The following is a 22,390-nucleotide window of genomic DNA, read 5'->3' as shown; positions in this document are numbered from 1 at the left end:
ACGATGACTGGCGGCGCGCCCGAAAGTCGCCAAACCCGAAACTTTCCTGACCAATCCGCCGCCGTGCCATCGCTGCCCTCAATCTCTCGTTCAAGAAGAGCGAATCACAAACAGCAAATGCCGTCCACAGCTACCCGCGCACAGGTCTCCCCTTCGAGATGGCCTTCTCAAAACTGAAGACACTGCTCCGCAAGCGCGCCGCACGATCCTTCGACGCCATCTGCGATGCCCTCAAGGATATCTGTGACCTCTTCGAGCCACAGCAATGCAGAAATTTCTTCAAAGCAGATGGATATGAGGCCGATTAAACGCGACATGCGCCAGGCAAGAGACAAGGCTGACGACAGGCCGGAAAGCCAATTGTCAGCATTCGGGAAACTTCGCATGCAGGTACGCACCGCACGCATATCCATGTGTGGCGACAGGCACCGGAGGCAGCCCGACACGCCAGCAGGCTGCTCGCCCTCCTGTCGGACCGGACATCTTCCGGCTTTGACGACCGACGAGACAGAATCCTAGAAATGCACCGACAGGGAATCGATCGGCGCGGCTTTGGGCGGCGCGAATTTTGTCAGGTCGATCCCGAGGACTGCGGCCTTGTATTCGTCGGCGCTCGGCGTGCGGCCAAGGATGGCGGAAAGCACGACGACCGGCGTGGAGGCAAGCAGCGATTCGCCCTTCTTCTCCGCGGTGTCCTCGACAACGCGCCCCTGGAACAGGCGGGTCGAGGTGGCAAGCACGGTATCGCCCTTCTCTGCCTTCTCCTGATTGCCCATGCACAGGTTGCAGCCGGGGCGCTCCAGATAGAGGATGTTCTCGTATTCGGTGCGCGCCGTGCTCTTCGGCAGGACGTCGTCGAACTCGAAGCCGGAATAGCGCTGGAGGATTTCCCAGTCGCCTTCTTCCTTCAGTTCGTCGATGATGTTGTAGGTCGGGGCGGCGACGACCAGCGGCGCCTTGAACTCGACCTTGCCCTCGGCCTTCTCGATGTTCTTCAGCATCTGGGCGACGATCTTCATGTCGCCCTTGTGCACCATGCAGGAGCCGACGAAGCCGAGATCGACCTTCTTGGTTCCGCCATAGTAGGAAATCGGGCGGATCGTGTCGTGCGTATAGCGCCGCGACACATCGGCATTGTTCACGTCGGGATCGGCGATCATGGGCTCGTCTATCAGGTCGAGATCGACGACGACCTCGGCGAAGTATTTTGCGTTGTCGTCCGGGGCGAGCGCCGGCTTCTCGCCGCTGCGGATTTCGCCGATGCGGGCATCGGCCTTGGCGATCAGGCCCTTGAGGGTCTGGGCGGCATTGTCCATGCCCTTGTCGATCATGATCTGGATGCGCGACTTGGCGATCTCCAGCGACTCGATCAGCGTTTCATCCTGACTGATGCAGATCGATGCCTTGGCCTTCATCTCGGCGGTCCAGTCGGTGAAGGTGAAGGCCTGATCGGCCAGCAGCGTGCCGATATGCACCTCGATGATACGGCCCTGGAAGACGTTGTCGCCGTGCTGCCTGAGCATCTGCGCCTGGGTTGCATGAACCACGTCGCGGAAGTCCATCCACGGCTTCATCCTGCCCGTGAAAGTGACCTTGACCGATTGCGGGATCGGCATGGTCGCCTCGCCGGTGGCCAGCGCCAGCGCCACTGTGCCGGAGTCCGCGCCGAAGGCCACGCCCTTGGACATGCGGGTGTGGCTGTCGCCGCCGATGATGATGTCCCAGTCGTCCACGGTGATGTCGTTCAGCACCTTGTGGATAACGTCGGTCATCGAATGATAGATGCCCTTGGGATCGCGGGCGGTGATCACGCCGAAATTGTTCATGAAGGACATGAGCTTCGGGATATTCGCCTGCGCCTTCTTGTCCCAGACGGAGGCCGTGTGACAGCCGGACTGGTAGGCCCCGTCGACCAGCGGCGAGATGATGGTCGCCGCCATCGCCTCCAGTTCCTGCGCGGTCATCAGGCCGGTCGTATCCTGCGACCCGACGATGTTGACCTTGACGCGCACGTCCGAGCCGGCATGCAGCACCTTGCCCGGCGTGACCCCCACGGCGTTGCGATTGAAGATCTTCTCCACCGCCGTCAGGCCCTGACCCTCGACGGAGATTTCCTTGTTGGGTGCGAACACCGGCATCGGCTCGATGCCCAGCGTGGCGGCGGCGAAGGTCTGCAACTTCTTGCCGAAGACGATGGCGTAGGAACTGCCGGCCTTCATGAACTCCATCTTCTGGGGCGTGAAGGCGGAGGCGACGTCGACGAGTTCGTTGCCGTCCTCGTCGCGCAGCTTCCGGTTTTTCGTGTCGATCTTGAGCACCGTCCCCGTCTCGACCGAGAACTGCTGCTCGAGCACGGGGTTGCCGTCGTTGTTGAGGATCGGCTTGCCGTCCTCGCCGAGCTTCCTGGTCCAGTTCTTCAGGTTGATGCCGATGCCGCCGGTCACGTCGACCGTGGTCGCGAAGATCGGCGAAATGCCGTTGGTGCCGGCCACGATCGGCGCGTAATTGACGAAGGGCACATAGGGGCTGGCCTGCTTGCCCGTCCACAGCGCCACGTTGTTCACGCCCGACATGCGCGACGAGCCCACGCCCATCGTGCCCTTCTCGGCGATCATCATCACGCGCTTGTCCGGGTGCTGCTTTTGCAGGGCGACGATTTCCTGCTGCGCTTCCGGAGAGATCATGCACTGGCCGTGCAGTTCGCGGTCCGAGCGCGAATGCGCCTGATTGCCGGGGGAAAGAAGGTCGGTCGAGATGTCGCCTTCGGCGGCGATGAAGGTCACGACCTTGATCTCGTCCTCCACATCGGGAAGCTTGGTGAAGAACTCGGCCTTCGCATAGCTTTCGAGGATATCGGTGGCGACGGCATTGCCGGCCTTGTAGGCATCGCGCAGCCGGAACATGTCGGCATCGTAAAGGAAGACCTGCGTCTTCAGCACGTCGCCGGCCTTGGCGGCGATGGTCGCGTCATCGCCGAGGGCTATGTCGAGCAGCACGGCAACCGAAGGCCCTCCCTTCATGTGCGAGAGCAGTTCGAGCGCGAAGTCCGGGGTGATCTCCGGCACGATGGCTTCGCCCAGCACGATCTTTTTCAGGTAGGCCGCCTTGACGCCGGCCGCGCTGGTCGTGCCCGGCAGCGTGTTGTAGATGAAGAATTTCAGGGCGTCGTCCCTTTGCGGGTTTCCGCTATCCTCGATCAGGGCGATGATTTCGCTGGTGAGCGCCCCGTCGTCGATCGGCTTGGGGGCCAGCCCCTGATCTTTCCGGTTGCTGATTTCGGCCAGATAGTCCGCGTAGAGTTTCATCACATCCCCAATGTCATGAAGCTGGAACGCAGCACCACTCACCGGTACCGCCAGTCAGCCCAAAAATCCGATGGCCTCCGAGTACGCCAACGCAAGCCCGCGGACAAGGTCCTCCATACGCTGAAAAATAGTACTTTGGATTCGGCTTCGAGCGGTTAGAAAGGGCCTGCACGCTTGCCGGGCTGGAATTATGGAAGCCATGGATTTATCTCGCTCGGATTTTCCGATCTGACGGATGACGAGGCATTTGTCGTCGCGGTTTTTCGGCACTGGCAATCTTGCGGCGTGACTTGCGATGAAGCCGAGAGCAACCTGACCGAACTGTTGAGGGATGACCGGTTGCACAATGGTCTCCTTTCGCTGTTCGACCTTCTCGGAACGCTTCCCGATCGGCATAGACGAACGATGAAAAACGACAGCGCCGTTTTGACTTCCGTTGGGGAGGCATTGCTCGATGGGATCGGCTGGACCGATGAGATCGGAAAGCGGTGCGTTAAAGCACCCCAGCAGCTTCTGGAGGAAGCAGGCACGACAATCCGCCCCGCGCCGCAGATTCCCCGGTCCGGTTACGACCGCCTTGTCGAGACGATCGACCAGAAAGCGGCGAAAATGTACGAAGCGCTTTACTGCTAGTCTCGTGGCCGCGGGGGTTATCCGGACCTGCTTTCCCCGGAAGATAGCGTCTTCAGGGTGCTGTCACAGTCCGGCATCATCCCGCCGCCGCGTTCCGGGATGGATTGATGCCATCCCCCCATTTACGGGAATTGAAACGGTTCCGCGTGCTGTTGCAAAACTCGCGGCAGTGCTTGGCCTGGAAGAATTCGGCTCGGAATACACATGGAAAGGCTCTCGTTAGCGGGAGTTTGCATTTGTCGTTTTGATGAACTGTAGCCTTTTCCTGCCCCATTTGATGGGTGCGTGTGATTGCTTCGGATTTCTTCCTGCGCAGCAGGATGTGGGAAGGAGGCGGAATTGGCTGCTCATCATGTGACGAATTCTGCGGGACCGATCTCGGACGCAGGAAACGCAAAGGCCCGGAGTGGATCCTTCCTTGCCCGGCGTGTTCAGGAGTTGCTGCTGACCACGGCGCTGGCCTGCGTTCCCCTGTTGTCGTCCGCAGCGGCGACGATGGCAGCCAATATCGGCGATGTCATCGTCAGCCCGGACGGTACGCGGCTCACGGTCACGGAAAAAATTCCCTATGGCGTTGTCGCCCAGAGGGCGGACGGGCAGGAATACCGCATTCTGGACGTGCCGGCGGTGGGCTCGAAGATGGAGTTCCCGACAGAGCAGGGGAGTGTGGAAGAGACCGTTGCCGGCTATTGGGCGGGCAACAATCTCGTGACCAGCTTCTCGCTGGATTCGAATGGCCGGCCCGTCGCGCCGAATGGCGCGCCGATCACCGGGATCGCCTTCGGCACGCCGGCTGGCGAAAATACAGAACCCGTCATAACAAGCTCCATGGACGTCGGCACCCCGCTGGACGATCCGGGTACGGATGTGGCGAACACCGATCTTCCCGGTGATGCGGGCATCATCAACATCCGGCGGGCTGCGAACGGGAAGAACGGACGGCACGGCGCTCTGTTCGTCCCTGCCAGGTCGGGTGGAGACGGCAAGACAGGCGCGGCCATCGAGATCGACCGTGAGGTCAATGGCGCTGTGACCGGAAGCAATGCCCCCGGCATCATCATTGCCAGCATCGGCGGCAATGGCGGCAAGGGTGGCAACAGCTATGTCGGAACTGGCGGCCAGGCAGGCGGCGATGCCGGCTCCGGCGGCGACGTGACCGTCACGCTGACCGGCAGCGGCAAGGTGACCACGAACGGTGACGATGCACATGGCATCGTCGTCCAGAGCCGTGCAGGCGTGGGCGGTTCGGGCGGAAGCGGCTATGCCACCGGCGGCGGGGGTTCGGGCGGGAGCGCCGCAAATGGCGGCAGGGTGGTTCTGCGGAACAGTCTCGATGTCACCACGGCAGGCGAGGGTGCCCATGGCATATTCGGCCAGTCGCTTGGCGGTGGTGCCGGCAATGGCGGCGCGTCTTACGGGCTCTTCGGTGACGGTGGCAATTCCAGAGCCGGCGGGCATGGCGGAACGGTCGATCTCGCCAACAGCGGAACGATCCTGACGACCGGCGCCGGCTCCCATGGCATTTTCGCCCAGTCCATTGGCGGGCAGGGCGGCGACGGCGGCAGCGCCGGCGGCCTGGTCAGCCTCGGCGGCGAAGGTGCGCGCGGCGGCAATGGCGGCACGGTCATCGTTGCCAACACCGGCAAGATCACCACGCAGGGCACCGGGTCCGACGGCATATTCGCACAGTCGGTCGGCGGCGGCGGCGGCTCCGGCGGGCGCAGCAACGGTTTCGTCAGCCTCGGCGGTGACGGCGAGGCCGGCGGCGATGGCAGCTCGGTCACGGTGACCAACAGTGGCACCATCATCACCTCCGGCGCGATGGCCAGGGGCATCTTTGCGCAATCCGTCGGCGGCGGCGGCGGTTCGGGCGGCAGGGGCGGCGGTGCCTTTTCCGGCGGCGGCTCCGGCGGCTCCGGCGGCGATGCGTCGATTGGCGGCTCCTCCGAGACGCGAAGCTCCGGTGGCGCCGTTCGCGTCGAAAACACCGGCGCCGTCATCACGGGCGGAGATCTGTCCTCGGCCATCCAGGCGCAGTCGATCGGCGGCGGCGGCGGCGACGGCGGCAATGCGGGCGGGGCATTCCTGACGATCGGCGGCCGGGGTGGTGGAGGTGGCGATGCCGGCAGGGTGGAGGTGGTCCACAGCGGCAGCGCCGCCACCAGGGGAGCGGATTCCCATGGCATTTTTGCGCAGTCGGTTGGCGGCGGCGGCGGCAATGGCGGCTGGACGGTCGGCGCCGGCCTCATTGCGTCCGTCAGCCTCGGCGGCGATGGCGGCGACGGTGGCAAGGGCGGCAGGGTCGACCTGACATTCGCCGGTGCGGACGAGGAGCCCGCCTATATCTCCACCGAAGGCGAGCGGTCGCGGGGCGTGTTCGCCCAGTCCATCGGCGGCGGCGGCGGCAATGGCGGCTGGTCCGTGGCCTCGTCCGTGGGCTTCACGGGGTCCGCGGCGGTGGCTCTGGGCGGTTCTGGCGGCGATGGCGGCGCGGCAAGCGATGTCAACGCCAGCGGTTTCACCGAGATCTGGACCGGCGGCGATTTCTCGGAAGGCATGCTGCTGCAATCCATCGGCGGCGGCGGCGGCGCCGGCGGCTTCTCCATTGCGGGAACCATCGGTGTGGGAATCGGCGCTTCGGCCAGTGTCGGCATCGGCGGCAGCGGCGGCGGCGGCGGTGCCGCAGGCAATGTGATCCTGCGTAACGGCGGCGGCCTCATCAATACCGCCGGTGATTTCTCGACGGGGCTCCTGGCTCAGTCGATAGGCGGTGGCGGCGGTTCGGGCGGCTTTGCCGTGGGTGCCACCGCCTATGGCGGCGCCGGCCTTGCCGTGACCGCGACGATTGGCGGAAGCGGCGGCGGTGGCGGCGCCGGCGGCAAGGTCGATATCGATTTCGACGGAACCATCGTGACGACGGGCGCAAATGCGGCAGGCGCGCTTCTCCAGTCCATCGGCGGCGGCGGCGGAGCGGGGGGCTTCAGCGTTGCGGCGTCGGCTTCCGGCGGCGGCGGGGCGGGAGCGATCAGCGCCGGCATTGGCGGCAGCGGCGGCGACGGTGGCGATGGCGGCTCGGTTTCCGGAACCATCGGGGGTGGCGTGCACACCACGGGGGATCGGTCCGGCGGGGTCGTGGTGCAGTCGGTCGGCGGCGGCGGCGGGTCCGGAGGATATGCGCTGGCCGGCACCATATCGGGTGGCCTCGGTGCCGGTTCGGTCTCGGTCGGCATCGGCGGAGCCGGCGGCAAGGGCGGTGACGGTGGTACGGCCACTGGCCGCGTGAAGGGTCCCGTGATCACCGAAGGCGAGCAATCCAGCGCATTCCTCGTGCAATCGGTAGGCGGTGGCGGCGGCAATGGCGGGTTCTCCGTGTCCGGGTCGATTTCCGGCGGTGTCGGAGCCGCGGCGCTCTCCGTGGGTATCGGTGGCAGCGGCGGGGAAGGCGGCGCCGGCGGCAATGCATCCGGTTATGCGGAAGACACGATCCATACGACCGGCAACCAGTCGTCGGGAATGATCGTGCAATCGATCGGCGGCGGCGGCGGTGCCGGCGGTTTCAATGTTTCGGGGTCCATCGGCGGCGGGGTTGGTGCCGGTGTGGTCTCTGTCGGTCTGGGCGGCAAGGGCGATTCCGGCGGCGATGCCGGCAATGTGGTGGCGCACGCGGCCTCCATCTTTACCGGGGGGGATGACGCAACCGGTTTCCTCGCTCAATCGGTCGGCGGCGGCGGCGGTTCGGGCGGGTTCAACGTGTCCGGCTCGATCATGGGGGCGGCCACCGGCGGCGGCGCGGTCAGCGTCGGCCTTGGCGGTTCGGGTGGCGGCGGCGGCGATGGCGGCACCGTCAATGCGCTGGTCGATGGCGATGTGACGACGCTGGGCGACCGCTCGAATGCGATCGTCGCGCAGTCGCTCGGCGGCGGCGGCGGCTCGGGCGGCTTCAATGTGTCCGGAGGAATCGCGGCTGCGGGGAACGGTGCCGGCACGGTCAATGTCGGTCTTGGCGGCTCGGGCGCCGGCGGCGGCGACGGCAAGAGGGTCACCCTCGGCGTCACCGGGCGCACCGCCACGGCGGGTGCCGGCAGCACGGCCATTCTGGCGCAGTCGGTCGGCGGCGGCGGCGGCGCCGGCGGTTTCAACGTGAGCGGCGGTATTGCCGTTTCCGGCGCGGGTGCCGGCACCATCGGCGTCTCGCTGGGCGGACAGGGCGGCGCAGGCGGCGACGGCGGAACGGTCTCGCTGAGGGTCGAGGGCGCGACCGGTGCCGACGACGATCTGAAGATCGCGGCCATTACGGAAGGCGACGGATCGGTGGCCATCATCGCCCAGTCGCTCGGCGGCGGCGGCGGCGTCGGCGGCTTCAGCGTTGTGGGCGGCATCTCCGGCGCAGGTCAGGGAGCCGGAAATGTCGGCATCGGCCTTGGCGGCGGCGGCGGCGGCGGCGGAAACGCGGCCTCGGTCACGGCGAATGTGGATGGCGCTGTCATCACGCGCGGTGATAACGCCGGTGCGATCCTTGCGCAGTCTGCCGGCGGCGGCGGCGGTTCGGGCGGCTTCAGTGTCGCGGGCGGCATTTCCGCTGCCGCGCAGGGAGCCGGCAATCTGATGGTCGGCATTGGCGGTTTTGGCGGCGATGGCGGCGATGGCGCGGCCGTCAGCGGCATCGTCAAAGGCGACATCTTCACGGAAGGCGACAACAGCTACGGCCTGACCTATCAGAGCCTGGGCGGCGGCGGCGGTTCGGGCGGCTTCAATGTCACAGGCGGCATTGCGATCTCGAAGATGGCCGGCACGGCCGGCCTTGGCATCGGCGGTTTTGGCGGTGATGGCGGCGATGCCGGCTCGGTCGCGCTCATCCATGCCGGCAATATCTTCACCGGCGGCGAACAGGCCCATGCGGCGCTGATCCAGTCGGTCGGCGGCGGTGGCGGCTCGGGTGGCCTCAATGTCACTGGCGGCATCACCGGCAGTCAGAACGGCTCCGGCAATATCGGTATCGGCATTGGCGGGTTCGGCGGCGGCGGCGGCAATGCCGGCATCGTGGTGGCAAGCCTGGCCGGCAATGTCGAGACCCGTGGCACAGGTTCGTTCGGCGCTCTCATGCAGTCGGTCGGCGGCGCGGGTGGCGCAGGCGGCCTGAACGTGACGGGCGGCGCCAGCCTCACGACCGGCGACGGGCTTTCGGCCGCGGCCACCATTGGCCTTGGCCTTGGCGGTTTCGGTGGCGGCGGCGGGCACGCCGGGGGTGTCACCGGAACCGTCGTGGGCGATTATCTGACGCGTGGTGCGGACGCGTTTGGTGTGTCCGCCCAGTCCATCGGCGGCGGCGGCGGGTCCGGCGGCATCAACATTTCCGGTGCCGTCACAGTTGCCGGCGGCGAGGCAGTGGCTGTCGCGGCCGGTGTCGGCGGCTTCGGCGGCGACGGTGGCGATGGCGGCGATGTGGTGCTGACACGCAGCGGCGACACCCAGACCGAGGGCCGCAACGCGGATGGCGTGCTGGCGCAATCGGTCGGCGGCGGCGGCGGCGCGGGCGGTCTCAATGTTGCGGGTTCGCTTTCGGCGACCAACGAGCTCAGCGCGACCAGTGTCAGCCTGGGTCTCGGCGGGTTCGGGGGCGGTGGCGGCGCGGCGGGATCGGTCACCGCGACCGTGACCGGAAACGTCTGGGCGAAGGGCGCGGATGAAGACCTCATCGTCTATGACATGGACGATGACGGCGGGATACTCGCCACCCGCACACGGTCGGGCGGCTCCAATGGTGTGGTTGCGCAGTCGGTCGGCGGTGGTGGCGGCACGGGCGGCCTCAACGTGTCGGGCAGCCTGGCCCTTGGCCTGCCGGTGAACACGCAGACGCGGGCCGCGACCCTGGGTGTGGGCGGCTTTGGCGGCGCGGGCGGCAATGCGTCGACCGTCGACCTCATGGTCGCTGCGCCGGGAGCGGACCGTATCCAGATACAGGCAAATGGCGACAACCGTTCGGCGGTGATTGCGCAGTCGGTTGGCGGCGGCGGCGGCGCCGGCGGCATCAATGTCTCCGGCGGGCTGACGCTGGACGGCGCCGTGACTGTTGGAGTGGGTGGCTTCGGCGGCGATGGTGGCAGGGGCGATGACGTCCAGGTTGCCGTGGATGCCGATCTCTATGCGGCGGGTTCGTTCTCGCGGGGCCTTCTGGCCCAGTCGGTCGGCGGCGGCGGCGGCGCGGGCGCCATCAACATCGCTGGCGGCATTCAGGCAGACCGTTACACCAATAAGCCTTCGGTGGTGTTCGGCGTCGGAGGGTTCGGTGGAGCCGGCAACATAAGCGGCGACGTGAACGTTTCCCATAACGGCCAGATTTACGTGGAAGGCACCGACAGCATTGGCGCGCTGGTCCAGTCCGTCGCGGGCGGCGGCGGCTCCGGCGGGCTGAATGTGTCGGGCAATCTTTCGGCGGGACAGAAAAAGTCGATTGCGCTGGCGGGCGGTGTCGGCGGAACCGGCGGAACCGGTGCCGATGCCGGAGATGTGTCCTTCACCAGCACGGGCGATGTCATCGTCAATGGCCGCATCGTTGCCGATGCGGGGGCGGACGAGGACAATCTCGAAGCCACGGATTACACGGGCGGCGGCGCGGGCGTTCTCGTCCAGTCCATCGGTGGCGGCGGCGGCGTGGGTGGCATGAATGTCACCGGCGTCGTTTCGTTGCAGGGATCGCCGGTGTCGCTGGGCGTCGGCGGCTCGGGCGGTTCGGGCGGCCATGCCGGCAGTGTCACCGTCACACGCGGTTACGGGCAGGAAGGTGGTGTGGAAACAGCAGCGCCCGGTCTGATCCGCACCTTCGGTGACGGCACCAGCGGCCTTGTCGCGCAGTCCGTCGGCGGCGGCGGTGGCCAGGCCGGGGCAAATTTCGTGGCCGGCGTCAAACCCCTGGGCAGCGGGGCGCAGGGGCAGGAATTCGCAGCTCTCATCGCAGTCGGCGGCTCGGGTGCGGGTGCAGGCGCCGGCGACACGGTGGACGTGCGCCACAATGGCACCATCGTCACCGATGGCGCGGTTTCGCATGGTCTGGTCGCCCAGTCGATTGGAGGGGGCGGCGGCAACGCGAATTACAACATCGGCGCGGGCGTCATGCGTGAAGCGCACCTTGCCATGAACGTCGCCGTGGGCGGCGCGGCCGGGGCCGCGGGTGCAGGAGGCAAGGTCACCGTCGATCATGTCGGCGATATTCTGACCCAGGGTGAAAATTCCTATGGCCTTGTGGCCCAGTCCATCGGCGGCGGCGGCGGCAACACCGCAACCAGCATGGCGACCGGCATTCTGGCAAACAGTTCCGTCAGCATCGGCATCGGCCGCGAGGGCGGCATCGGCGGCGAGGGCGACGCCGTGTCCGTGTCCGCCAATGGCCGCATCCAGACGCTTGGCGACGGATCGACGGCCATTCTGGCCCAGTCCATCGGCGGCGGCGGCGGAACCTCTTCCACAACGTCGGTCGGCGTCTCGTCCAAGAATGCGGCCGGTGAAAGCACCAGTGCGAGCGTGGCGGTCGGGATCGATGGCGGCGAAGGCGCCATATCCGGTGCGGTCGAGGTCGATTTCGAAGGCGTCATTGCCACCACGGGCGGTGAGGCGCGCGGTATCGTCGCCCAGTCCATCGGCGGCGGCGGCGGCATTGCCGGCACCGCAGGATCGACCATCGTCATGGCGGCCAATTCGGCCAACATCGCGATTGGCGGCAAGGGCGGCAAGGGTGCGCGCTCCGACACGGTGCGCGTCGGCAATGCCGGTACGATCCTGACCGGGGGCGAGGCATCCGACGGCATTCTCGCCCAGTCCATCGGCGGCGGCGGCGGCCTCGGCGGTTCTGCCCGTACCATCGGCGTGCAGGTTTATACCAAGGGGTCGACGATGAATACGGCGACGCTCAGCGTCGGCGGAAACGGCGGCGAGGGAGCCGTTGCGGACTCTGTCACCGTTGCCAACAGCGGCATCATCTCCACGCAGGGAGACGGCGCCTTCGGCGTCCGCGCCCAGTCGATTGGCGGCGGCGGCGGCATCGGCGGGTCGGTGATCTCGGCGACGGTTCAGGGACCTTATCAAAGCCAGGCTGTGGAGCTTAACCTGGGAGGTTCGGGCGGCGACGGGGCCGCAAGCGGCGAGGTCGTGGTTGACAACACCGGACTGATCTACACGAAGGGCATCAACGCAGTTGGCATCGGTGCCAGCAGCATCGGTGGCGGCGGCGGCGACGCTGGCGTCATGATCAACCTCGTCCTCGACCTTGCCAGCGGCGACCAGTCGCAGCGCTACGCCGTCAATCTCGGCGGCGATGGCGGTGCCGGCGGAACCGGTGGTGACGTACGGGTAACCAACAAGCCCGCCGACGCCGATGAAACCGGCTGGATCGTCACCGAAGGCGCCGGTTCCCATGGCATCATGGCGCAGTCGATCGGCGGCGGCGGTGGCAACGGTTCGTCCATCGTGAGCGTTCAGGGCCTCGTCGCGGATACGGGCAGCACGGTCGCCGGCCTCAATGTCGGCGGCGCGGGCGGCACCGGTGAAAGCGGCGGCGATGTCACGGTCGAAAACGAGGGGATCATCCAGACCTCCGGCGATGGCGCCCATGGCATCATCGCTCAGTCGGTCGGCGGCGGCGGTGGCAATGGCGGTCTCGTTTTGGTCATGAACTCGCTGATCGCGACGGAAGGCTCCGCTCAGCTGATTTCGGTGGGTGGCCTCGGCGCCGATGGCGGCGACGGCGGAAAGGTCGTCGTCAGCAACAGCGGCAGCATCCTCACGCAGGGCGCCAATGCGCATGGCGTGGTCGCGCAGTCGATCGGCGGCGGCGGCGGCAATGCCAACATGGTCCTGACGGCTCTCGACGATGTTTCCGGTCCCGGCCTCTCGGGGGTGATCAACAGCTTGCTCGGCGCGGTCGGCGGCGGAACCGGCGGAGCGGGGGGCGAGGTCGTCGTCACCCATTCCGGCGACATCACGGTGCTGGGCGATGGATCGGTGGCCATAAAGGCTGAAAGCATCAACGGCGGCGGCGGCACGCTTGCGCTCGACCTCGACGGTGTGAAGAGCCTCCCGGGGGCGCCGGTGATCGGTGCAAGCGGAAACCCGGAAATTCCCGACACGATGGTCGTGGCCCGCGCCGGTGCGCAGGGGGCCACAGGCATGAACGCCGGCAAGGTGACGGTCAATTCCACCGGCACCTTCGGCGCTGCGGGCAATCTCTCGTTCGGCGATCTGGCTCAGGCAATCGGCGGCGGCGGCGGTACGGTGGACGTGCGTGCGCGCCTCGGCGCGGACAACGGCGATCCGGATGCGGTCCCGCTTCATTTCGAGCTGGCCCTCGGCGGTCAGGACGGCACCGGCAACAGGGGAGGCGACATCGTCGCCTCGCAGACAGGCGAGGTCGTTACGACGGGCCTTCTGTCGGCGGCTGTTCTGAGCCAGTCGATCGGCGGCGGCGGCGGCGTCGCGGTGGGCAATTTCCTCAACGACACGGATGCGGCGTTCGGCGACATTCGTCTGGAACTGGGCGCTCTCGGCAGCCAGGGCGAACAGGCCGGCGATGTCGTGCGTGAACAGATCGGGCGCATTGCGACGACCGGGGACAGGGCGACAGCCGCCCTGTTGCAGAGCATTGGGGCAGGCGGCGGCGCAGCGGTCGCCTCGGTCTCGGGTGCGGCCGGGAATCTTGGCGCGTCGCTCGGGGCGAAGGATGCTGCCGGCGGCCATGGCGGCGCGGTCGAGGGCATCTTCAGCGGTGCGGTGACGACGGGCGACGGTTCGGTCGGCCTGATGCTGCAATCCATCGGTGCGGGCGGCGGCGATGTCCGTGTCGCCGGCGCGGGGATCGCGTCGGTGTCGCTCGGCGGAAGCAACAACGCCGTGGGCGACGGCGGCATGGTTTCGCTCGTCAACGATGGCGCGATCGTGACGGCGGGCGCCGGCGCCCACGGCGTTGTGCTTCAGAGCATCGGCGGTGGCGGCGGCAGCGTCTTCGGCGCGGACAGCCAGACGACCGTTGCGCTCAACAGTGAGAACCGGGGCAACGGCGGCGCCGTGTCCTTCACCCAGTCCGACGAGATCGTGGTGTTTGGCGACGATGCCTATGGGGTGATCGCCCAGAGCCTCGGCGGCGGCGGCGGCTGGGTCGACGGCATCTTCGCCGGTTCCGCCGGCGGCGAGGGGGCCGGCGGCGCGATCGGTCTCGACATCTCGGATCTGATCTTTGCCGCAGGCGCCAATTCCATCGGCGTCTTTGCGCAGAGCAAGGGGCAGGACGGCGCGGGCGACATCGCCATGACCCTCGGCGGCATGGTGCGCGGCGGCTCGGGCCGGGGCGCGGCTGTCGTGGTGGACGGCGGTGCCGACAATCACCTGCTCGCCTCAGGCTCGCTGTCGGCGGTGTCCGGATGGGCGGTGCGTGGCGGCGACGGCAACGATACGGTCGAGAACACCGGCCTGACGATCGGCAATGTCGATCTCGGCAGCGGCGAAAACCGCTTCCTCAACCGTGCCGACGCCGTCTTCATGGCCTTCGACACGATCGGCCTGCGCGATGGCGCGGACGGGGCTCTTCCCGCCGCGGTTGCGGATGGGGTCGCGACCTTCACCAATGACGGTACGTTCCTGATGGGGCTGTCGGCGCCGCGCTGGGCCGAAGACCTGGCTTCCGGCTATGTCTTCCCCCATTACGACGGCGAGGAGGATCCCGCGACCAACATGCTGTTCGGTTCGCGGGTGGTGAGCGAGGTCGCGCTGGACGGTAATTTCGTCCAGACCGATACCGGCCACATGGAGTTCGATGTCGCCTTCGGTCCCTATGCGTCCGACCGGGTGAATGTGACCGGCGATGCGCTGGTTGCGGGCACCGGCCGCATCAACCTGATGTGGCTGGAGAACGCCCGCCCGGTGACCCTGTTCGCGACAGAGGGGCAGGGTGTCGACAACGGGCTTTCCGTTCCGGGCACGCTTGCGCTGGATTATGGCATCGTCGGCGACGAGGATGGCATCCATCTGACGGTGCAGAGCGATTTCGGGCGCGAATTCCTGCGTCCGAACGAGCGGCGGCTCGGCGCTCACATGGATTCTGCCCTGCAGGTTGGCGACGCTTCCGGGATCGGCCGGCTTATGGCCGCTCTCGGCAACATGGAGGAAGGCCAGGAAGAGCTTTACAAGACCGTCTTCGGCGAGCTCAATCCCGAGGGTCATGTCGCTCCCCTTCAGACGCAGTATCGCACGGCCGCCGGCTTCAGGGACCGGATGCTGGAATGCCGCTGGTCCGGAAGCGATGCCGAAAACTGCCTGTGGGCCGATGCCGGCGTGGCGAAGCTCGATCAGAAGGCGACGCAGGACTATTGGGGCGCAAGCAGCCGTACCCTTTCCCTGCGCACCGGCTTCGAACATCGTCTCGAAGGCGGGTGGTCGGTGTCGAGCGCCCTCGGTTACAACCGTATGGACCGGCTGTTCGTGGACGACGAGCGGTTCAACGGGCAGGGGCACGGTTTCGACGTCGGTTTCGGCGCACGCCGTGCATTCGGCAACGGCTTCGACCTCGCCTTCACCGCGACGGGTGGATGGCAGTGGTACGACACGACTCGCTCCGTCAATGTGTTCGAGCCTGGGCTGGGAACTGCCAGCGGAAACAGCGGCTATGGCCAGCTCTCCGCGGAGATCGGCTACACGGCCGAGGCGGAGAGCCTGACCCTGCGTCCTGCGCTGGCCTTCACCGGAACCGCCCTGCATACCGGCAGCTATGCCGAACATGGTCTCGGCGGAATCGGTGTGCGCATGTCCTCGCACACGCAGTATATCGGCGAGGTGGAGCCGAAGCTGTCGCTGGGATACCGCTTCGACGCGGGAGACGGCGTGGAAGGTCTCCTGTCGCTGAGCGGCGGCTGGGCCTATCGTTCGGCCGACATGATCGAAACGCCGATCAGCTTCATCGGCGCCTCGACGGCTGCCGCCCCGGCCATGATTGTGACACCGCTTGACAGGTCGAACTGGAAGATCGGTGCGTCGGCCGAACTGCAAAGCCTGAAGGGCTGGAGCGTGGAAGCAGGCTATCAGGGCCAGTTCGGCAGCTACACGGATGTGCACAGCGGCTCCGTCAGCCTGCGCTGGAAGTTCTGACGCCCCGCTTCCGCATCGACACGACCCCGGCCATCTGGTCCGGCCGGGGTTGCCTCATTTCACAGGGATGCAGATCCCGGACCACTGAAACCGGAATTTCGACATGAAGACTGCAAAATCGACATTTCTCGCGGCGCTGCTGTTCGCTACAGGTGCACTGGGCGTGCCTTCCGCCGTTTCGCAGGAAGCCGCCGTCCTGCCGGGCGGGGCGACCTCGCTGCAGGAGACGCATGAGGACTGGCAGATCAGCTGCCAGATTGCCAACGGTGCCAAGCAATGCGCGGTGTTGCAGCAGCAATACCAGCAGGGCGGCCAGCGCATTCTCGCCATTGAGGTCCAGTCCCAGTCGGAGGGCGGCATCAAGGGCGTTGCCGTTCTTCCCTTCGGGCTGAAACTACAGGAGGGGGTCGCCTTCCAGATCGATGACGAGCCAGCGCTTCCGGCAGCGCATTTCTCGACCTGTCTGCCCGCCGGCTGCATTCTTCCCGTCGAGTTCGACGCTGCGGCTCTCAAGACCCTGCGATCCGGATCGACGCTCAGGCTGAAGGTGACCAGCACCGATGAAAAGGAGCTTACCTTCTCCGTTTCCCTGAAAGGCTTCTCGTCGGCTCTGGACCGGCACGCGGATTTGTAGCGGTGCCTGTCAGTTTCCGCGCCGGCCCGGCCTGTTCCGACCATGCCTGCGCTGACCGGACCGTTCTGTCTGGCCCAAAGAATCTTGCCTTGCCGGGTCGAAAACACTTCGAACCTTGGCTATGCATGTCGCCAAGTCTGAGTATGACGACTGAAAGGCATGCGCATGGGTTCGGGATGGCGGCTGTTGTTCGCGGGGTTGTTTCTCATCATGGCCCAGACCCTTGATGCCGGTGCCATTGGCAGCCTCAGAATCGTGTCCGCCGACGGGCAGGAAACCGTTCTGACAGAAGATCGGCTGCTTGCCCTGCCACGAAGCAGGATCGCCACCAGCACCGCCTGGACGGAAGGTCCTCATCTGTTCGAAGGAGTGTCCCTTCGAACAGTACTGGAAGCGGCCGGCATCGACCCGGACGACCATCCCGATTCCGTGGTCACGGCGATTGCGCTCAACGACTACGAGGTCGAGTTCCCGCTGGCCGATGTCGCCCGTTACGATGTCCTGATCGCGGCTTATATGGATGGCGAGCGGCTGCATGTGAGCGACAAGGGACCTTACTGGGTCGTCTATCCGCGCGATGATTTCCAGGAGCTTCAGGATTCACGTTTCGATCATCGCTGGGCTTGGCAGCTCAAGGAACTTCGGATCAGATGAGAGTGCGGCGCAGCTATGCTGTTGCCGGGCTGGCGATCGTCGGCTTTGCGCTGACGCTGTCCTACGCATTTCTTCAGCTCATGAGCATCCACCGTGAACTCGGGAACTACACCGGCGAAAACATGCTGTGGAACGTGACGCAGGCCGAACGCGAAGCGCGCAAGCTGGCCAGCCATATGCTGTTGCCGGAAGAATTGCGCGACGACGATGCGATCCTGCTACAGCTGGATATTCTCATCAGCCGGCTCAGCCTGCTGAAGGACAATCCACAATACGACTATCTCACCGGGCTCGATGGGTCGACGCAGCCTCTCGACGGGCTGATCGGGAACCTTTCCGGGCTGGACAGGGGACGCATGACCGATCCCGCCTTCGGACTGGAACTCTATGACAGGATTTCCTCGTCATTCGATGAGCTCGTCCGGCTGAGCAACAAGGTGATGCTGGCCCAGCGCGATGAGGGTGGCGAGCAGCGCGACCACCAGTTGCAGACGCTCTACCTCGTCATGATTTCCATTTCCGGCATTCTGGCGGCGGGCGGCTTCATGGCATGGCAGCTGCTCGCCAACCTGCGCGCCCTCGACAAGGCGAACACGGCGCTGAACGAGCACACGCATCTCCTGGAGGAGACAGTTGAGGAGCGCACGGCCGCCTTGCGGACAGCCCTTGAGAACGAGCGTTTGACCAACGCCATCTACAAGAACTTCCTCACCACGGTGTCGCACCAGTTCAGGACGCCGATCACGATCATCGACATGATCGCGCAGCGTTTCATCCGTCGCTCGCACGACATCACCCCGGCAGTCCTGACAGAGCGGTCGCAGCGGATTCGCCATGCCGTGCAGCGTCTGACCCTCATCATCGACAGCACCATCAGCAACGATACGCTCAACGAGCAGGGCCTGCCCCTGAAAAGGGAGGTTTTCGACCTTCGCCAGCTTGTCAGGAGCGTGTGCGCCGATCATCGGGAACTCCATCCCCTGCGGCCTGTCGAGGTTGTGTTGCCGGACAGGGCGATGCAGTTCGAGGGCGACGCGATTCTGATCGAGCAGATCCTGACGAATTTTCTTTCCAACGCCGAAAAATACTCGCCGGCCGGCCAGCCGATCAGCGTTGTGCTCGAACGGCAGGGGGAGTTCTGCATCTGCGCTGTCAGCGACCGTGGCATAGGCATTCCGGCGGCGGAGCGGGCAAGGATTTTCGACCGTTTCTATCGCGCTGCCAATGTCGCCCATCTGTCGGGAACGGGGCTTGGTCTGAGTCTGTCGCAAACGCTGGCCCGGCTCCATGGCGGCGATATCCACTGCGAATCAATCGACCCGGGGGGGACACGGTTCATTCTGAAACTGCCAGGGAGCGACCTTCATCATGCCCGACAACCGCAAGGCGGATAAGATCCTCTGCATCGAGGACGAGCTGGATATCCGCACCGAGATCGGCGAGGAGCTTTCGCATTCGGGTTTTGACGTGCTTCTGGCTGCCGATGGCGGTCAGGCGCTTGATATTCTCAGGACCGAGCACCCCGCGCTCATCATCTGCGACATTCTGATGCCGGGCCTCAGCGGCCTCGATTTCTTCAGGACGATCCGCGCCAGCCATCGGCATCTGGATGGCACCCCTTTCCTGTTTCTGAGCGCATTGGCCGACAGGTCCCATATTCTGGACGGACTGCGGCTTGGAGCGGATGACTATCTGACCAAGCCGGTCGATTTCGAAATGCTGCAGATGAAGGTGCGCTCCAAGCTAAGCCTCGTCGAAAGGGTCCGGCTGCATGACGACAGTCAGCCCGCGGATTGCGACATTCATTTCAGCCCGCGCGAAAAACAGGTGCTGGCGGAACTGGCCAAAGGCCACACCAATATGCGGATCGCCGAAATTGTCGGAATATCCGAGCATACGGTCGGCGATTATCTCAAGAGCATCTACAGGAAGCTGAAGGTGACCTCGCGCGTCCAGGCAGCGCGCGTGGCGCTGGAAACCGGAATCGTCCGGCTCGGCCCCCGCTGATGGCTTTTCGGCATTTCCCGGCCGGGCGCGCGAGCGAGGCGCATCTGCCTGCCAATAGTTGCACCCCACCAGATATGATGCCTGCACGAGATGGGCTGCGTTGCAGGCGAAGATCCGTCGACCGAAAGCTTTCGGATTTGCCGTTGTGCCGGTGAGAGCCTTTCATCGCCACCGCCGGGACCCCTGAGCTTACGCCGTACGGCTTCGCCGGTCATGCGTCGGGAAGGTTTGGCGTTGTGCATGGTCCGGGCCGCGGTTGCGGTGTAATGTAGGCACGATGGCAAGCGGTCGTTTCAGGATAATTCGTTGCGGGATGAGGGGCGTGGATGCGGTTTGCGCCGATACCTCTCACACGTTTGGCCGGCATACGCACGACCAGTTCGGCATCGGGGTCATCCTGCGCGGCGCGCAAAAATCCATGAGCGGACGCGGTGTGGTGGAGGCGGAAGCCGGCGACGTCATCACCGTCAATCCCGGCGAGGTGCATGACGGCTCGCCACTCGGAGAGGGTGGCCGTTCATGGCGGATGCTCTATTTCGATCCTGCCGCCCTGGTCGAACCGATCGGCGCCCTGACGGACGGCAACGCGGGCAGTGCCGAGCTTTCGCATCCGGCGCTGCGCGACGCGGCATCGGCGGCGCAATTTCAGTCCCTGTTTCGCGCGATGACCGATCCGCGCGGCGGGCAGAGCGAAATCGAGGTTCGGGAAAATCTCCTGCTGCTTCTGGCGAGGCTGGTCGAACGCCGGAAACGGGAGCGGCCGGGAGCGCCCAGGCCCATCGAACAGGCCCGCGCGCGCATCGACGACGATCCTTGCGCGCAGGTGTCGCTTGACGAACTGGCCGCGATCGGTGGTATCAGCCAGTTTCAGCTCGTGCGCGGCTTCTCGAAGGCGACCGGCCTGACACCGCATGCCTATCTCGTCCAGCGCCGGCTTGAAAAGGCGCGCAAGATGATCGCGGAAGGCATTGCCCTTGCAGATGCGGCGCATACCGCCGGCTTCGCCGACCAGAGCCACATGACCCGGCTTTTCGTGCGCACCTACGGCATATCGCCGGGCGTCTACGCGGCCGCCATGAACTGACCCGCAATTTCCTTCAAGACAGGGCGAAGCAGGCTTGTCCATATGGCTCGAAAACAGTCGAGCCAGGAATATGCCCGCACAGTTTCGCTACGCCCCTGAAATTCCGCGCCGGTTTCCGCAACTTCGCTCCCGCGCACGGTTGCCGGGGGGAGATCGCCGCGATCCGTGCCGCCGCCGCGGTGACGGAAATGGAGCCGCTATGACGCTGGAATTTCTCCTGACCTCCCTTGTCATCGTCGCATCGCCCGGCACAGGCGCGATCTACACCGTGGCGGCCGGTCTTTCGGGAGGCGCGCGCGCGAGCCTCATTGCCGCTTTCGGCTGCACCTTGGGCATCGTTCCCCATACGCTGGCGGCGATCAGCGGGCTTGCCGCGCTGCTGCACACGAGCGCGCTGGCCTTCCAGCTTCTCAAATATCTCGGCGTCGCCTACCTGCTTTACATGGCATATGCCATGTTCCGGGATCGCGGGATGCTCAGCCTGAACGGCGAGGCGGACAAAAAGAATGTCCGGCAGATCATCGTTTCGGCCATCCTCGTAAACCTGCTGAATCCGAAACTGTCGATCTTCTTTTTCGCCTTCCTTCCGCAGTTCGTGCGCGCCGACGAAGCCTCGCCGGTGAACCGGATGCTGGAACTCAGTCTGGTCTTCATGGCGCTGACATTCGTGATCTTCGCCGCCTATGGCGTCTTTGCCGCGGCTGTCCGGCGGCATGTCATCTCCAGCGCTTCCGTCCAGACATGGATGCGCCGCGGCTTCGCCGCCGCGTTCGCCGGTCTGGCGGCGCAACTGGCATTCGCAAGCCGGTAGGCCGCCGAAGCAACGCAAAACCGCTTCGCACCTCTGCTGGAATTGCTCCACTCCGGCCGGGGCATGAGCGAGGCTGCGGCCATCGGCTGCCGGCATTCGCGCGGTGGCGAAATCCGCGCCGGCTCCATCGACAGCCCTTGCCGGGCATCGAGCCTCAGGTCGTCGACATGAAGGACCCGCAACGCGTGCTCGCATCGGGCCGAACCGGCGAGATCAGGATGCGTGGGCCCAATCTCTTCCCCGGTTGCTGGAACCGGCCGGAAGAATCCGCCGCTTCGTTCAGGGACGGCTGGTTCATGACCGGCGACGTAGGCCACATGAACAGGGACGGCTTCGCCTTCCTGACCGATCGCAAGAAGGACATGATGCTGAGCGGGTCTTCAACGTTTATCCGCGCACCATCGAGGAGGCGATCTATGAGCATCCGCACGTTGCCGAATGCATCGTCATCGGCATCCCCGACAGCTATCGGGGGCATTCACGCCGGAGGAATTGCGTGCTTTCCGCGCCAGCCGGTCTGGCCGCCATGACGCTTCAGGTTCCTGTTTTTACGCATGTCGCCCGAAACCGGTTCCCGATTTCGGGCGACATGCCTCAGAGGGGAAAACCGTGCCGGCGTGCCAGCGCCCATATTTCACGATTGGTTTGCGCCAGGCGGCTGATCGAGCGGGTGATGTTGGCGATCTCGTCGGCGTCGATGGCGTCCATCTTGCCGTATCTGAGGCTGTCGCCGGATTCGGAGACCCGCATCAGCAGGGTGGAGACATTGTCGCCCGTGTCGTCGAACGAATAGATGCAGTGGTTGTATTTGTTGCGCAGCTTCGCTTCGGCCATCATCTTGCGGGTGACTTCCAGAACGTCCCTGCGCACGGGTGAGGGCGTGCGCGCCATCTTGGCCAGCCGCTCCACCAGATCGACGCGTGCGCGTGTCGTGTTGAGGGTCAGGAAGACGATGGTGGCGGTTTCCTTGTCCACCCCGGCGAGCCCGGCGATCAGGTGGATGAGCAGGCTTTCGGTGTTGGTCCAGGTATAGTTGAGCTGCCCCAGAAGGGTCAGCACATCCCTGAAAGGCGGCACCGGTCGGTTCATCGCGAGGCTGCCCGATTGCCCACGTTCGCCGCGATCCTACCACTGCG

General features: G+C 65.5%; 11 protein-coding genes and 1 pseudogene. 9 read left to right on the top strand and 3 right to left on the bottom strand.

Annotation, left to right across the window (positions count from 1 at the left end; translation table 11 throughout):
* Positions 1-167: 167 nt before the first annotated feature.
* Together DES43_RS22320 and DES43_RS06830 are read right to left on the bottom strand one after the other, a co-directional pair.
* Positions 168-413, bottom strand: coding sequence for a hypothetical protein (locus DES43_RS22320; RefSeq protein WP_166647713.1), 246 nt, complete (start codon positions 411-413; stop codon positions 168-170).
* Positions 414-515: 102 nt separating this feature from the next.
* Entirely contained in the window at positions 516-3,305 is a 2,790-nt protein-coding gene (locus DES43_RS06830) for a bifunctional aconitate hydratase 2/2-methylisocitrate dehydratase (RefSeq protein WP_035024890.1), read from the bottom strand.
* Positions 3,306-3,479: 174 nt separating this feature from the next.
* Between DES43_RS06830 and DES43_RS06825 the strand changes: the two genes are divergently transcribed.
* From DES43_RS06825 to DES43_RS06785, 9 genes and pseudogenes are all read left to right on the top strand, one after another.
* Positions 3,480-3,938: a hypothetical protein gene (locus tag DES43_RS06825; protein ID WP_133674869.1), complete on the top strand. Its 459-nt coding sequence runs from the start codon at positions 3,480-3,482 to the stop codon at positions 3,936-3,938.
* 339 nt (positions 3,939-4,277) lie between these two features.
* The gene (locus tag DES43_RS06820) at positions 4,278-16,064 is read left to right on the top strand and encodes an autotransporter outer membrane beta-barrel domain-containing protein (RefSeq protein WP_133674868.1); all 11,787 of its coding nucleotides are present in this window, start codon (positions 4,278-4,280) and stop codon (positions 16,062-16,064) included.
* Between the two features lie 103 nt (positions 16,065-16,167).
* Positions 16,168-16,698 carry an invasion associated locus B family protein gene (locus DES43_RS06815; protein ID WP_035024880.1) on the top strand — a complete coding sequence of 177 codons (531 nt, stop codon included), beginning with the start codon at positions 16,168-16,170 and terminating at the stop codon, positions 16,696-16,698.
* 210 nt (positions 16,699-16,908) lie between these two features.
* On the top strand, positions 16,909-17,352 hold the full coding sequence (locus DES43_RS06810) for a putative pterin-binding protein (protein WP_166647712.1): 444 nt from the start codon (positions 16,909-16,911) through the stop codon (positions 17,350-17,352).
* Positions 17,349-18,746: a sensor histidine kinase gene (locus DES43_RS06805; RefSeq protein ID WP_051611558.1), complete on the top strand. Its 1,398-nt coding sequence runs from the start codon at positions 17,349-17,351 to the stop codon at positions 18,744-18,746. The genes DES43_RS06810 and DES43_RS06805 overlap by 4 nt, the downstream gene beginning before the upstream one ends.
* Positions 18,721-19,359: a response regulator transcription factor gene (locus DES43_RS06800; RefSeq protein ID WP_035024877.1), complete on the top strand. Its 639-nt coding sequence runs from the start codon at positions 18,721-18,723 to the stop codon at positions 19,357-19,359. Before DES43_RS06805 ends, DES43_RS06800 begins: the two co-directional genes overlap by 26 nt.
* Positions 19,360-19,636: 277 nt before the next feature.
* A complete protein-coding gene (locus DES43_RS06795; RefSeq protein WP_035024875.1) occupies positions 19,637-20,443 on the top strand; it encodes an AraC family transcriptional regulator in 807 nt (268 codons plus the stop codon).
* Positions 20,444-20,642: 199 nt separating this feature from the next.
* The gene (locus tag DES43_RS06790; RefSeq protein ID WP_035024873.1) at positions 20,643-21,254 is read left to right on the top strand and encodes a LysE family translocator; all 612 of its coding nucleotides are present in this window, start codon (positions 20,643-20,645) and stop codon (positions 21,252-21,254) included.
* Positions 21,255-21,357: 103 nt separating this feature from the next.
* A pseudogene (locus DES43_RS06785) lies at positions 21,358-21,699 on the top strand (hypothetical protein); the annotation flags it as partial.
* 149 nt (positions 21,700-21,848) lie between these two features.
* On the opposite strand, the gene DES43_RS06780 reads toward DES43_RS06785, so the two are convergent.
* On the bottom strand, positions 21,849-22,343 hold the full coding sequence (locus tag DES43_RS06780; protein ID WP_035024867.1) for a hypothetical protein: 495 nt from the start codon (positions 22,341-22,343) through the stop codon (positions 21,849-21,851).
* Between the last annotated feature and the right edge of the window lie 47 nt (positions 22,344-22,390).

Source organism: Aquamicrobium defluvii (assembly GCF_004363725.1).
In the GTDB taxonomy this organism is placed as follows: Bacteria; Pseudomonadota; Alphaproteobacteria; order Rhizobiales; family Rhizobiaceae; genus Mesorhizobium; species Mesorhizobium defluvii.
This window is presented reverse-complemented; position numbering and strand designations above follow the sequence as displayed.